This is a genomic window from Paenibacillus sp. Soil522, assembly GCF_001428245.1.
In the GTDB taxonomy this organism is placed as follows: domain Bacteria; phylum Bacillota; class Bacilli; order Paenibacillales; family Paenibacillaceae; genus Pristimantibacillus.
Genome location: NZ_LMRV01000034.1, coordinates 84,424 through 99,473, shown reverse-complemented (window position 1 = coordinate 99,473; position 15,050 = coordinate 84,424). Strand labels below are relative to the sequence as shown.

9 protein-coding genes and 2 pseudogenes are annotated in these 15,050 nt (G+C 45.5%); 3 read left to right on the top strand and 8 right to left on the bottom strand.

The genetic code is table 11. The features are described 5' to 3' along the window. Nucleotides 1–329 (bottom strand): GNAT family N-acetyltransferase (locus tag ASG81_RS10620; RefSeq protein WP_235548813.1); only part of this gene is annotated, 329 nt, incomplete at its 3' end. 312 nt (nt 330–641) lie between these two features. Here ASG81_RS10620 and ASG81_RS10615 point away from each other — a divergent pair. Together ASG81_RS10615 and ASG81_RS10610 are read left to right on the top strand one after the other, a co-directional pair. Next, nucleotides 642–1,844 (top strand): annotated as a pseudogene (locus ASG81_RS10615) (IS110 family transposase). Between the two features lie 221 nt (nt 1,845–2,065). Continuing rightward, nucleotides 2,066–2,944: a CotH kinase family protein gene (locus ASG81_RS10610; protein WP_056633119.1), complete on the top strand. Its 879-nt coding sequence runs from the start codon at nt 2,066–2,068 to the stop codon at nt 2,942–2,944. Between the two features lie 169 nt (nt 2,945–3,113). Here the strand turns inward: ASG81_RS10610 and ASG81_RS10605 are convergent, their stop codons facing one another. Beyond that, complete coding sequence (locus ASG81_RS10605; RefSeq protein WP_056633116.1) at nt 3,114–4,451, bottom strand: glycoside hydrolase family 68 protein; 1,338 nt, start codon at nt 4,449–4,451, stop codon at nt 3,114–3,116. A 742-nt stretch (nt 4,452–5,193) separates the two neighbouring features. After that, on the bottom strand, nt 5,194–5,736 hold the full coding sequence (locus ASG81_RS10600) for an alpha-L-arabinofuranosidase C-terminal domain-containing protein (RefSeq protein WP_081417248.1): 543 nt from the start codon (nt 5,734–5,736) through the stop codon (nt 5,194–5,196). Between the two features lie 27 nt (nt 5,737–5,763). Here ASG81_RS10600 and ASG81_RS10595 point away from each other — a divergent pair, with 27 nt between their 5' ends. Continuing rightward, the gene (locus tag ASG81_RS10595) at nt 5,764–6,105 is read left to right on the top strand and encodes a CBS domain-containing protein (protein ID WP_235548812.1); all 342 of its coding nucleotides are present in this window, start codon (nt 5,764–5,766) and stop codon (nt 6,103–6,105) included. Between the two features lie 143 nt (nt 6,106–6,248). Here ASG81_RS10595 and ASG81_RS29740 read toward each other — a convergent pair. The 5 genes and pseudogenes from ASG81_RS29740 to ASG81_RS10570 form a co-directional block, all read right to left on the bottom strand. Then, nucleotides 6,249–6,541 (bottom strand): annotated as a pseudogene (locus ASG81_RS29740) (DinB family protein). Between the two features lie 453 nt (nt 6,542–6,994). Beyond that, nucleotides 6,995–8,731 carry an ABC transporter ATP-binding protein gene (locus ASG81_RS10585; protein WP_056633107.1) on the bottom strand — a complete coding sequence of 579 codons (1,737 nt, stop codon included), beginning with the start codon at nt 8,729–8,731 and terminating at the stop codon, nt 6,995–6,997. Beyond that, nucleotides 8,728–10,503 carry an ABC transporter ATP-binding protein gene (locus ASG81_RS10580; RefSeq protein ID WP_056633104.1) on the bottom strand — a complete coding sequence of 592 codons (1,776 nt, stop codon included), beginning with the start codon at nt 10,501–10,503 and terminating at the stop codon, nt 8,728–8,730. The genes ASG81_RS10585 and ASG81_RS10580 overlap by 4 nt, the downstream gene beginning before the upstream one ends. 578 nt (nt 10,504–11,081) lie before the next feature. Continuing rightward, on the bottom strand, nt 11,082–12,812 hold the full coding sequence (locus ASG81_RS10575) for an ABC transporter ATP-binding protein (RefSeq protein ID WP_056633101.1): 1,731 nt from the start codon (nt 12,810–12,812) through the stop codon (nt 11,082–11,084). Continuing rightward, nucleotides 12,769–14,580, bottom strand: a complete 1,812-nt coding sequence (locus ASG81_RS10570; protein WP_056633098.1) for an ABC transporter ATP-binding protein — start codon at nt 14,578–14,580, stop codon at nt 12,769–12,771. Before ASG81_RS10570 ends, ASG81_RS10575 begins: the two co-directional genes overlap by 44 nt. Nucleotides 14,581–15,050: the final 470 nt, after the last annotated feature.

Below are 15,050 nucleotides of genomic sequence, written 5' to 3'. Positions count from 1 at the left end.
CTCCAATATGGTTTACCTAAGTCATATGCAATCTCCACTCGTGAACCACGGTTTGTCTCCCATCCATTATAACCACATGTCCCGATTAATCTCTGGTCAGATTTACGAATTATCCCCCAACGAAAAGCTATGTTTTTATCAAACAGATCGTTCATGAAATTTATTAAGTCTTCAGCATTCTTTACACTTACAAAAGGGTCAATCCCCATATCTTTTGTCACATCTTTATCGGATAGGTTTTCAAATACAGCCTGAGCATCTACTAAAGTCATCGACCGTAATAAAAAATTTTCTGTTGTTATAGAAGGTATTACTTCAAATAGTTTCATACATGCTCCTCTATTTTATTACTAATCTTACCATATCAACATTTTTAATTGTACAACTATCCTGCCCGTTCGTATTATGAGGTCACCAGATCTTTCTGGTAGACCTCATTTTTGTGTGGTCGTAAGATAGCGGTAGCCGGGGATCGAACGTATCTGCCCGTGGGAGTTGGATCCCGAGAGCTATTCCGTTCATCCCCCCTACTTGTTAAACCATGGTTAGGCTGGTTGGGACATTGCTCCCGTATCACATGCGATAGTGTGGAAGACAAGAAGGTTAGGGGCTGCCGGTGAAAATGCTATAGGAGTGATGTAATGAATCCAGTCATTGGTTTGGATGTGTCCAAGGGAGAGAGTCATGTACAAGCTTTTTTAGACCGTGGGATAACTCACGGGAAGATCTTTAGGTTTAAACATGATCTTGAAGGATTAGTGTCCTTTCTTAACTATGTTAGAGAAGTGGAGTCCGCTGCTGGGATGCGCCCCTCCATTGTGATGGAAGCAACAGGCCATTATCATAGCCCTGTCGTTCAGTTTCTGGATGAACACCAGTATCTGAACATCGTCATTTAATCCGTTAATCTCACATCAAGCCAAGAAAACCAATTTGCGACGGGTGAAGACGGATGCCGCTGATGCCCATCAACTTGGGGCGCTGTTTTATAAAGAAGAGTTTGAACCCTACAAAAAACGGGGTCAGCATCTCATGAATTTACGCTATCTAACACGAAAGCATGAGTCTCTAACGGGTATGTATGTTCAAGTAAAACTACAATTTCAGGCCATTCTGGATCAAGTTTTTCCGAATACCATGGCGTGTTTGGTGACCTTTATTCGAAAGTTTCCCTTCGATTTCCGGCTTTACACCCGACGTCTAAAGGGGTCCTAGAAATGTCTGAGAAGGAAATTACAACTGAAATCCAACGTCTTACTGGGCGCGGCAGATCCGCCTCATGGTGTTTGGAACGCGCTCAAATCCTAGCGGCTGAAGCAAGGCGAAATCCCTTTAAGGAGACGGCTTTTCCAAGTCATTTGATCTCCATACAGCTGCTGATCAAGTTGCTTCTTCAATACCAGGACCATCTAGCATCCCTTAGTAAATCGGTAGATGCCTTGGCAGAAGAGTTACTTGAATATGATTTAATCCAATCGATACCCGGTATTGGCACTAAAATTGGTGCAACAATTTTAGCTGAGATCGGGGAAATCGATCGGTTTGATCACTCAAAGAAACTGGCGGCCTTTGCCGGTGTTGATCCAAGTGTTTTTTCTTCATGCAAGTTTGTTGCAACCCAAAATAGAATCACTAAGCATGGCTCCAGGAGGCTCCGTACAGCCCTATACCAAGCTGTACGATGTGGTATTCGTAGTAATAGAAATAAAAAATTAAGGGCTTATTATGATAAGAAACGTGCTGAAGGAAAGCTGTTCAAAGTAGCGATAATTGCTTGTGTGAATAAACTCATTCACTGGATTTTTGCCATCTTAACTAATAAAGAAGCGTTCCGTTTAGAGTAAGCAGCATGATATAGAAATATATGGAATGCCTTCCTGAGCGATAAGGGACGGTTCTTTGCCATACACTTTTTTAAGTATACCACCTCATGAATTGATTATTAATAATTAAATATTGACAAGCTATCAGCTGGAATAGCCATTCATGCCGCTCACGCAACACCACAGATTATGGAAGTAATTGCGTTCTTCCTTGGGAGCTTAATGACGATATTCTGCTCGATATGTTGGATAAGCTGAACAATGGAACAGACGTTGCGAGCATACTGGATGTCGATGTAGCATTAAGGTTTATCGTTTTAAATGTACTTACCGGCAACATGGACAGCTACTTAGGCCAAAATAAGCATAATTATTATTTGTACGAGGATGACGGCATATTCAATGTAATGCCATGGGACTATAATATGGCCTTCGGAGGCTTGGGGGGAACCGGTCTCTTAATCGATGAACCGACTTCCGGCACTTTGACGGATCGTCCTCTCGTGGCAAAGCTGTTAGCCGTAGATGAATATAAGGAAGTCTATCATAACATCCTTTCGGAAGCCATTGAAGGCTACTTGTCCGAAAACGCAATAGCAGCACGGGTGCAGGAAATCCGCGACATGATTTCCGCCTATGTGAAAGCCGACCCTTCAGCCTTCTACACCTATGACGAATATGAGAAAGGCATCACTTCCGTTCTCGCGTTTAATAAAACGCAAACGACCAATATCTCACAGCAGCTTGCCGGCACGATTCCATCCTCCGGCGACGGCTCGGGCAGCGGAACTAGCGGAATGGGCGGCGGTCGCGGCTTTGGCGGCAATCGCCCAGCTGCTCTGAACGGCAGTGACATAGCGGCTCAAGGCGATTCAGGCATGTTTCCCCCAGACGGGCAGATGCCTGACCAGCAGGACGGCTTGCAAGTCGGATTCGGCGGCCAACGGCCAGACGGGCAAGGCGGCATGGGTGGTGGTATGGACGGTGGCTTCGGGGGATCGGGTACTCAAGCTGCTCAGGCACAAGGAAGTCCAAAGGAAGCGGCTACTGCCGGAATCGCACTCGTTGTCCTGCTGTTATCCTGTGCATTCGTCGTATTCTATAAGCGTAAACGGCTATAAGTGTTAAAGGAAAATAAAGGATTAGACTGACCCCAATAATAGGAACAGCGTCAGCCTGGGACGTGAAAATAAAGTCCTAGACTGCCGCTGTTTTATTGAACTATCGTGTCCGTTAGTTTAATCAACTAATTGATTCTTAAAATTAATTATGGTCGTAAATCCTTGTGAATTACTTAAAAACGCCCTGTTTCTTTTCCCCAAGAAGGCTCGTTCGGTCTCCGGTTATCGACAATTTTATCGATGGTGCCAGCATACCGCCGAAATGTTCAATTTGATATTCCGTCGATTGTTCGCCTATTTCCTGAATGTCTTTCCCATCGACATCGACATAATCCACATAACTGATCACCGTACCGTTGGACATGACCATCCAGGAGTAGCTTTGGTACGGATTGTCATCCGGATTAGCGATGACAAGCCCGGTGCCGTTTAGCGGTTTATATTCCGAGGTCAAAGATTTCGACACAAAGCCGTACAATCCTTCCGGCGCGTCTATGCCTTCCGCAAACTTATTGCTATGTGTTTTGGTGAACAGATAGTATTGATTACCCTTAACCACTATATTCGGACGTTCCAGTTCTTCATTAACGCAATTCGCTTCCAGCAGCGGAGGAAGTACTTCGAATTCGGTCAAATCGTCATTAACGGCTTTGGCGATTCCGATGCTTCCGTTGTAGAATTTTGCCTCTGAAGGCATGGTTCGCATAAATTCCGCGGTTCCTGCATGTTCCGGTCGGCAAGCGCGTTCCTTCAACGTCCCGCTGGTGTTCGCGCTGAACAACAGATACTCTTCGCCGGTTTTCGGATCCAGGAAGTAGGAAGGATCACGGAAGGCGTATGAAAACTCGCCAATTCCGGCCTGCTCCTCGGTCTGATAATAGGTCCCATCGGCTTCGAGAATGACTTTGTGGTTCGACCAGTTGGCAAACGCAACAGATTTGTTGGTCACGATGTCGGCCGTAACAGTCGCTAGCTTTTGCCCGTATGAAAGCCGTTCTTCGCCTTTGCGACCGGTTGCGGTGTAAAACATGTGAACCCTTCCGTTTTTGTCTATAACGGAAGAGCCCGCCCACTGCCGAGAGCCGAGCGCTTTTCCGTCTTCGAATACCAGCCCGCCGAGATTCCAACTTTTTCCATCATTTGAATAGAAGTACCGGATTTCGGCCGAATCGTGGCGCTTGCCGGGAATTGTACCTTTAGGCACGGAAAGCGCAAAAATGATTTTATAACCGTTTACCACCGCCGGATGTCCGTTCTTATCCTGCAGCGGCCAAGTATCCCAAATTATAAACTCTGAAGTGATTTCCTCAAGTTCGTCCTTATCGATCTTGGGCGCCGTATTGCTGCCGTCCAATCGTATTTGACTTGCCGCTTCTCGCGTCCAGTCCGTCGTCACCGACGTTCCTTGCGCATATAAGTCCGAACCGGTGACTGGCGTTAAAACGACGGAAAAAGCAGTAGTGACGGCAAACAGAAATTTTACGATCTTTTTTACATTCCAATTCATAGATCTATCCCCTTCCTTTTTCTCCTTTTTTGTTGCAATGAATAGCCGAACCCAATATTCCTCAATTCACTCTCCCCCCTTTTCCTCACGAAAAAAAGACCCAAAATGAGCAAGAATGAGCAGTACCATAAATATGGCCACTCTCGCATCATTTTGGGTCTTGCCTGAGAATTCAGTCACAATCCCACTTGTATAGTTTGTACAAGTACATTCTATGCCGAAGAAACCGGTTAATCAATAGGATAAAAGTAACATCCCGGACAGTTCCTCCATTCGGGATCTTAGTAAGCCCGCGCTGCTGCTTCTTCATTAAATGTCATGTTTAAGTCGCTACCGCGGCAGCTCCTTCATCGTTTGTATAGTGTTGGATGACAAGAATTTGATGTCATAAATGACATGAACTTTGTCCCATTCGCCTGGAAAAGGCTCGATCTCCCTTTTCCCAATTTTCACGGGCACCGTTACGCTTATCGTCAAATTCGAATTCCCGTTCAGCGTTCAAATGAACCCATGCATCCCGAATGAACTGGGGGCGCGGGTATTCTGGACGAAGCTGCTGCAATTTTTCATCCTCCAATATAATTTCCTGAAAAGTTAATTTAATAATAATAAAGTTTATCTTTCACCATCATTATGACACCGATCCTGCTTTACCGCTCCTCCCCATTGGAACATACACAGTAAATCGAAACAGCGGCAATCTCCGAGAAGTCCTAGACTGCTGCTTCTGATCCGGCCTCCGTTACGTTATTACAAGAACGTTCACGGAATGAGGCTGAATTTCAACCGTAAGATTCGAATTCATATTCCAACTCAAAGGCTGTTCTACGATTCGTACCTGCTCTCTTCCGATATCATTGTAAGCGTCCTTTGAATCGCCGACCACACTGTAAAGCACCGCATTAGAATACTGGATAGCACTTCCAAGATGCAGGGAAACGGATTCCATCTGATCCGGATGGCGATTGACCAAAGCAATTCTCAAATCGTTACTTCCCATCCGCTTGGTCGCGACTGCATCAACATACGGGACACTTCTTGTCTTTCCTGCCATCTCTACATCGAAAGCCGAATTTTCCGACAGCCAAGAGTCAACGATGATATCTCCCAAGTGATGAATATAGAGCTCAAACACAAAGTAAGTGGATCTCAGGACGATCCCGTCTTGATGCGTAAAGATGGCTCCTCTTGTATTAACGGTCGGGGCGAAATTCGCCATTCCGACAACATCGCTATGTTTGAGGCACTGGTTCAGGAAACAAGCTGTGAACACAGCATCCGCCATGTCTCTTACCTCATGACATCCTCTAATATGAAAGAAGCCATGGATAAATTGGAGGCGAGCCACTATACGGCCATTCCGATCTTGGACGACAATGGCTTATATTTCGGAACGCTATCCGAGGGAGATTTGTTATGGAAGCTGAAAGCCACACCCGGCCTCGGCTTCGATACGATGCATGAAATTCCTGTCGTCTCCATCAAAAAACGGATGAAAGTCGAATGCGTCGCGATCAGCGCCGATTTGGACGATATGCTGGCGCTAGCGGCCGATCAGAACTTCGTTCCGGTCGTAGACGCCGATCGCGTCTTCCTCGGTATTATTCGCCGCAAAGATATAATCGAATACTATACCCGGAATATTGCAGATTAGTGGGAAAGATCTGATCTTGCGGATCATGAAGGCTGCCGTTCTGGCAGCCTATCGTCATGGAGCTATCATCCTCGTTAGTGGAGATAAAATGTACGTCCGGAGAGTTCCTTGAAATTTAATTTAGGCTTATTAATTCATTTCGTTTATGCCAAACCTCTTCCGATGAAGTTAGCAGACACCGGTTTTAGTCCCGATTCTCTTACCCAAACCGATAACTGTCCAACATGGTGGACCTCGTGAGCAATGACATGTCTTATTACTTCCGCATATGTGAATTTATCCAAAGTAAGCTCTTCCATGCCATTTGACCAATTACGGAAAAACCTTTCAATGTCGACCCTATACGCTGACGTAAAAGCTCCTCGGTAGATAATTCTCTGCATAAATCAAACAACTCATCACGAACTTCCCAGTTGTATTGAAAAAACGGCAGCATCCAAGGGTTATTTATCTTGTAAATATCCATACTTACCCCCTCATATTTAGTTACATTGACACCATTGATGACCAAGTCTATCTTGCTTACAGAAATATTGGAAATTATTTCCTTGTCTTTAACGATTGAGTGACAAATATACGATCATCCCAGCACCCCTTTTGAAACCATGCTTCAAAGTCAATACCAAATACAAGTCTAGAAAGGCGATTGAAACTCGCTCGATACTCAACTTGATGTTTAAAATCATAACTATGTATCATTTAAATACGTTCTCTCTTTTAGTCTTATATTTAGTTATTCGAGTAATTTTATAAGTTCCCTTTACTTACATTTTATTCAGTTTTTTGCTGTACTAAGCTGCCAGTTATTTCAATAAACATAAAAAAGGAGCCGCTTCAAGCGACTCCTTCCCTATGATTGTTCCCACGGTTCAGTCCGGTACATAATCTTTTAGTGTAGAGCAAGCGCGGCTCCCAACTCGGAATGTTTCACAACAAGCGATTTATAGAGCGAATCACGCTTCAACAGCTGTTCGTGCGTTCCTTGTTCGACAACCTTTCCTTTATCCAGTACAAAAATATGATCCGCATTCTCGATGGTAGACAATCGATGCGCAATAATGATTTTCGTCACGCCCGGATAATCCCGGTCTAAATGATGGAATACCCGCCGTTCGGTTTCCAGGTCCAATGCCGATGTCGCCTCATCCAGAATCAATATCTCGGGGTTGCGGAGCAACGCGCGGGCAATGGCCAGCCGCTGGCGTTGGCCGCCGGACAACTGGATGCCGCGTTCGCCGACCATCGTGTCAAAGCCGTCCGGAAGCGATCGGATTTGTTCGTAAATGTCCGCCGCCTTACAGGCGCGGATGATACTTTCTTCCGGTACGTCCTCGCTTCCGAACAGCAAATTGTTCTTCACCGTATCCGGAAACAGATATGGCTCTTGAAACACGATGGCTAGCCGGCTCATCCAGCTTTCCCGGGCGATCTCCTTCAGATCGGTACCATTTACGACAATTTTCCCGGCTTGAGGTTCATAGAAGCGAGCAAGCAGCTGTACGATCGTCGATTTGCCACCACCGCTAAATCCGACGAAAGCGATCTTGCTTCCCACCGGCAATTCGAGCGATAATCGGTCGAAAATCTCGTTCGTATCCGCCTGATAGCGGAAGAAGACTCGCTCGAAACGGAGATCCGTGATCGGACCGGCGATCTGTTTCGTGCCGTCTTCCATTCGGACGCCGTCCAACACGTTTCTCAAACGTTCCGCGGCGGCGAAGGAGCTTGCCGAGCCCGTTACAAATCCATACGTGTTTTGAAGAGAACTCATCAACTGAGACGAAAACTGGTATAGGACTACCAGCATCCCAATGCTGAGTGTCCCTTGTATCACCTGGTATCCCGCAAACCCAAGCACACTTAAATCAACGGCCCATTTTAACGGTTCAACCGAAAACAGTTCCTTGTTCCCGAACTTCCCTTCCCGCATCACTTTATTTAAATACTCGCGATACTTATCTTTTAAACGTCTCATCTCCCACTCGGTCCGGTGAAAGGCTACCACTTCTCTTGTTGAAGAAATCCCTTCTTCCATAAGCACATTGATATCGCCCTGCATCGAATGAACTTCTTTGGCTAGTTCTTTTTTTCTTGGGGTATAGTATTTTCCTATCAAAATATACAAGGCAGCCGCGCAGATGACGATAGCAAGAACTGGCCAACTGGAAAACCCGACAACCACGATCAGCACAATGGACTGGATGATGCCCACGATGCCATTCATTACATTGTTTCCGAGAAATCCTCCGACTGCGTTCACTTCATTCGTGAAATAGGTATGCATTTTTCCGATACGTTCCTGCGCGTACTTCGAGAACGGCATCGCAAAATACGATTTCATCAAATTACTGTGAAAAGTGACGATGAGATCCGTTTCGTTTCTTCTCATAAAAATAAAGGCCGCCGCATGAGCTATAAAATAAATCAGGATAGCAGCAAAGAGCCAACCCATCAAAGGCCAAAACAATGAATAATTGTTCTTCATGAATATATCGTCAATGACGAACTTTTGAATGGCAATTATCCCAAGCGCTCCAAGCATGGAGATCGTCTCCAAAATAATGCTTGCCATGTATGTCCATTTAATCGCTGACAAATATCTGATCATCCATTTCAATGTTCTCATCCTGCGCGGTCCCCGCCTTCTACCAGTCGGTAAAACAATCCCTTGCGTTCCATTAACGCATTGTATGTATCCGCTTCCTCAACTTGGCCTTGGTTCAGCACAACGATCATGTCATAATCCATAATTGTCGTTAAACGATGGGCGACTGCAAGAGTCGTTCGCCCTTTCAGCAACGATTCCAGTGCTTTTTGCACTTCGTACTCGCTGACGTTGTCCAGCGCCGAAGTCGCTTCGTCAAGCAGAACGATTTGCGGATTTTTAACGAACATTCTGGCGATGGCGATTCGCTGCTTTTGTCCTCCCGAGAGCTTGACGCCCCTCTCACCGACCAACGTATCGTACCCCTGGGGCAGCTCGCAGATAAACTCGTGTGCATAAGCGGCTTTGGCCGCTTGTACAATTTCTTTATCCGTCGCATCCGGACGGCCGAACCGGATATTTTCCTTCACCGAATTCCCGAACAAGTACGTTTCCTGAAACACATAGCCGATGCTCCCGCGAATTTGATCGTTAGACAGTCTGGTCAAGGGAATCCCATCCAACCGAACTTCTCCCGCGGCAGGATCATAGAAGCGCCCGACCAGCTTGAGCAGCGACGATTTTCCGTTTCCGCTCGTCCCCACGAACGCGACGCGTTCACCGGGGCGGATGTTCAAATCGATTCCCCGCAGCACCGGTACATCGCTACGGTACTGGAAATGGACATTGCGAAATTCAAGCTCGCCTTTAACCTTCTGCAGGTATGCAGGAGAGACGGGCTCCTCCACTTCCGGCGTCTCGGCAGCCATTCCGTAAATACGCTCAATTTGGTACATCAGTACCCGCTGCTCCGTTAAATTTGTAATTAACGTTGTCACCCGCCCGATTGCCACTTCATAATACAGAACGAAAGCGACAAACTCGCCGACGGAGATTTGATCATTCTTGACAAGTATAATGCCGATTACAAATACGGCAAACAATCCGAAGTGAACCAGCGATTTCCTGACGGTTCCCCTGCTCTGCAGCCAGAACATTGTTATGATCGCTTTTGTTCGCCATACGCTGCATTTCTCAGACAACTGCTTGAACGACCATGCTTGTTTATGATTGGCACGTATTTCCTGCATGCCGGACAACAAGTTGTAGATCGTTTGGTTAACCTCCATTCGGCTATCGTGCGACGAACGGGAGGCGAGGGCAGCTTTTTTGGCAAAACGCGCACCGAACAAGTAATAGAGCAGAAGCGACGGAACGATAATGAGACTTAACATAAAATGAATCTGGAAAACCATGACAAAAGCAATTATAACCATAAACAAAAGATGAATCGCCTGTGGCAAATGGTGCCTGTATATATTTGTGATCGCTTGAGCTTCCGATGTAAACATGGACAGCGTCTCGCCGGTTGAATGACGTTCATAGTAAGAAAAACCCAACCGCCGAAGTTGAGCAAACAATGAAATCTGAATATCCCGCAATGTTCTCTCAGAAATCAACCGCTGCAGCATATTATTTATCGCTTTGGCGCATAAGAGCACGACAACACCGATAATCAAAAATCCGAGCACCTCGATCAAACTTTGTTTATCCTTCATTGGCAGCGTATTATCGATAAAATGCTGGATCAGCCTCGGAATCGACATGGTGATCCCGTGAATCAGCAGCCCTAGCAGAAGAAACGCAATCACAAGCCACATATAATTTCGCAGGAACGAAAGCACCCAGAAATACATCTTTAAATGGTTCTTCGATCGAGGCTTGATTTGCTTTGTTTTTGTAGTAAACTCCATATTCTCCTCCATCTTTGTTCGAATGGCACCAATTATTTTAAATAATGACCCTGAATTCATATTGTTTAGCAACAAGCCCTAAATCCATATTGGGCTCGAAGCTACCTCGGTCTACAGCTGGCATCCTGCCATGTCCACTTGCTACAGTTTACAATAGCAAACCATGCAGGTTTCATCTATTGCAAGACCTTTCATTTTTATCAGATTTCTTTAAAACTCGCATTTTACACAGAACTGGAGAGTGAAAAGTTCTAACCCCAGAAAAGTCTGATCGTTTATCGCTTCTAACTCCAACAACTGTCCAGCTAATAGTTGAGAACTACCAGGAATTGGCGGCATTGTAGATAGGTTGTCAATTCATTTTTCTGAAACAAAAAATGGATTCATATTATGTCAATGCAAAAATGTCTTACACTAGGCATATTACGCTATTGCTTTCAGTTGCGGCTGATCAGACTACTTCCCTAAATGGCGATTGAGATATTGCAGCCGCTGCAGCGAACGAAAAATAAGACCGCCTTATGGATAAGGAGGTCTTATTTTATATTCATGGAAAACTGATTTATAGACAGATATATTTATGCGCCTTTTAGAGCCGACTGTTGTTCCGCATAAACCAAAGATTTATAAATCGTATCGCCTGCCATTAGCTCTTCATGCGTTCCCTGCTCTGCTACGCGTCCTTGATCCATAACAACGATAAGGTCGGCGTTCATTACAGTGGACAAGCGGTGTGCGATGATGATTGTTGTGCGGCCTTGGCGGATTTTATCAAGGTTGCGCTGCAGCTGACGTTCCGTTTCCAAGTCAAGCGCCGACGTCGCTTCATCCAAGATTAAAATTTCCGGATTATCGAGCAGAGCACGCGCTAAGGCAAGCCGTTGCCTTTGGCCGCCGGACAACGTGATGCCACGCTCCCCGATTACTGAATCGTAACCATCGGAAAGCTCGGTAATAACATCATGGATCTGTGCGATACGGCACGATTCTATCAACTTATCTTCGCTAATTGTATCACGTCCGAGCAGCAAATTTTGCCGAATCGTATCCGCCAACAAGTACGGCTCCTGGAATACGATACGAATACGTTCTCCCCAGTCGTCACGTCTTATTTGCTTAAGCGGCACCCCGTTCACAACAATATTACCGATTGATGGATCATAAAAGTGGAGCAGCAACTGCGCGATGGTTGACTTGCCCCCGCCGCTTGTGCCAACGAAGGCTACCTTCTGTCCAATGGGGATATCGAGCATCATGTTCTGAAGCACTAGCGGCAAATTCTCGTCGTAACGAAACGATACGTCATCGAAGCGGAGACTCGTTACGTCGCCCTTCAACCTCCTATCACCATATTGCATGCTCTCCTCCTGCACCACTTGATTAATTCGATCGACTTGAGCAAGACCTGATGAAAATGTCATAAACATCTCAAAGCCGCGATTTAAAGAGTCCGTCAATTGGATTGCGAATTGGAAGACGATCACAAACGTCCCGACCGTGATGTTCTTCTCCATGAGCTGATAACCGCCAATCGCGAGCACAGCGATCGTGATACCCCACTTTAACGGATTCGTCATCAACATCTGTTTATTCTTCAGCTTGCCCTCGGCGATGACACGGTCGAAATATTTGGCAAACAAACCATTATAGATGTTCTGTTCCCACTTCATTCGATGGAAGGAGATCACTTCCCGCGTCGAGGAAATTCCTTCTTCCAAATGAATAAGCAGAGCGGTTCTGCGATCATGCGCCTCTCTAGACGCAAGTTTCATCTTGGGTAAAAAATACTTCGCGAGCGCGCCATAGATGACGGTAAAAGTCACGACGGCAACCAAGATGAGCGGGCTGATCATGCCGATCGTGACCACCAAACACAACGTGGTAAGCACAGTTTGCACGAAATGCGGCATTTCCCATGAGATCAAACCCCCTACTCTTATCATATCCGACGTCATGTAGTGAACGTATTTGGCCGTCCGTTCATTCTGAAACCGTTTAAACGGCATCTTGTGTATCGCCCGGATCATATCGGCAAACATAAACCGAATTAAGAAATATTCATTTCTGACAAACATATAAGGTTTCGCCGTACCGAGCACGGAGTGGATAATAAACACGAGGGCAAATAAGATCAGCAATTGCGGGAACTGTTCATATTTGCGGTCAAGGAAAACTTGGTCGATTAAGTTTTTTTGAAAATAGACGGCCGCTAAATTGACCAATGTATCCAAAACGAGCAAGAACAAGGCAGCAGCAAAACCTGCTTTAACGAGCTTTACGTAACGCCACATCCAACGCAGGTTCTTCATGAACGTTCACCTCGCTTTCGGAAAACTGCCCTTCGGCTAATTGGTAAAAGGCACCTCTTCGAGTCATTAATGCTTCATAGCTGCCCTCTTCGAGTACCCTTCCTTGAGAGATCAGGATGATGCGGTCATAGTCCTGTACCGTCGATAAACGATGGGCAACCGTAATCGTTGTACGCCCAATGAGCAAATGATCGAGCGCTTGCTGCACTTCTTTTTCACTGATGTTGTCGAGCGCTGAGGTGGCTTCGTCGAGCAGTACTATCTTCGGATTTTTGAGCAGCATTCGCGCAATCGATATGCGCTGCCTTTGCCCGCCTGAAAGCTTAATTCCCCGCTCGCCAATGAATGTATCGTATCCTTCAGGCAGCAGCGCAATAAAGTCATGGGCGCTCGCGGCCATCGCAGCTTCAACGATTTGTTCATCTGTCGCATCCGGGTTCCCGAAGCGAATATTTTCTTTCACTGAGGTACCGAACAAATACGTTTCCTGAAATACATACCCAATCGATTCGCGCAGTTGACCGAGCGTCAATTTAGTCAGAGGCACGTTGTCTAATGAAACAGTGCCTGCCAGCGGATCATAGAATCGCCCGACAAGCTTGAGCGCCGTCGATTTCCCATTTCCGCTCATACCGACTAGGGCGACACGTTCTCCCGCACGTATCCGTAAATTGAAATGCTGCAAGATGTGCTTCCCTTCTGAATAACCGAAACTAACTTCCTCGAAGTGGATTTCACCATTTACTTGCGGTAAAATGACCGGATTCGCGCATTCCGCCACTTCGGGCTTTAGCTTCATTAAATTGTATAAGGGCAAAATCTGAAACATCATTAATTTCTGTTCATTAAGAAGGGCGACGATTGATGTTAATTTCCACATCGTTGTGAAGTACATAAGAATGAAAGCGACGAATTCACCGACCGTCAGCGTCTGATTGCGAATCAGAATATAACCGGTAATAAATAAGGCAATGGCTCCCGCATTAAAGGTTAAATACCGATAAGAACCCCGAAGGTTAGCAAAAAAACACCACTTCAAGTAGCTTCGAAACAAAATCGACATCTTATCAAACGTACGTCCCAAATCCCAGCTTTCACGATTATAAGCGCGAAACTCTTGCACCCCGGACATGCCTTCGTAAATTTTTTTGTTCAGATCAATCTGATCCTGAGCCTTTTGTTTACTGTACTTCGATGCTTTACGATCAATCGATGGGCCAAATAAATAATAGAGCAAAAAACAAGGAGCAAGGATGAGAGTAAGCCGCAAGCTAATCGTGAGCATCACAGCAACACTTACCATTACAAACAATGTGTTTTCCAATGTAGCCGGAAGGAAACGCCAATAGATTTTTTCTGCAGCAGCCACTTCCGTATTGAGCAGCGATAACGTCTCCCCGACTGGGTGTCGCTCGAAGTAGGAGAATCCGAGTTGACGCAAATGCTTAAAGATGTCATATTGCAAGTCTCGCGATGCCTTAACTCCTACTGTTCGCTCTACCAAATTCCGGGCATTTCCAGCTGCAATGACGGCAATTACTAACACTGCCAACAGCAGCAACAGCATAATAAATGCGTTATAATCTTTTGTCATGGAAATATCATCAATGAAATATTGGATCGCTTTGGGGACAATGGTTTCTCCTGCAGTCATCACGACACCACACCCAACCGTAAAAAAAACTTTCCACCGATATGGCTTCAAATAGTGCAGCATCCACCGATACACTTGCCATAAGGAGCTGCTGCTATCTTTGCTGGAATTCATTTTATTCCCCTCTCTTGCCAAATTGGGCTGTTCCCGTGATCACCGTCCTCAGATTCTAGTATCATACTGAGGCAAAATCCCACTGTCGATTTTAATATTCTTAAAACTATTAAGGTTTTTTAATAAACTCATCTTCTCCTGCAGTCATCACGACACCACACCCAACCGTAAAAAAAACTTTCCACCGATATGGCTTCAAATAGTGCAGCATCCACCGATACACTTGCCATAAGGAGTTGCTGCTATCTTTGCTGGAATTCATTTTATTCCCCTCTCTTGCCATATTGGGCAGTTCCCAGGATAACCGTCCTGACTTGCAAAGACGAATTAAATAATGGGAAATATTGTAGCCGGACTTCAATTGTTATGAATTATATAGCTCGATTATGGAAAAATCAACGCCTAATTCAGTTATAACGGAATTTTATTCTCAGCTTTAGTTCAACTTAAATAGCATCATTTGTGTTGAA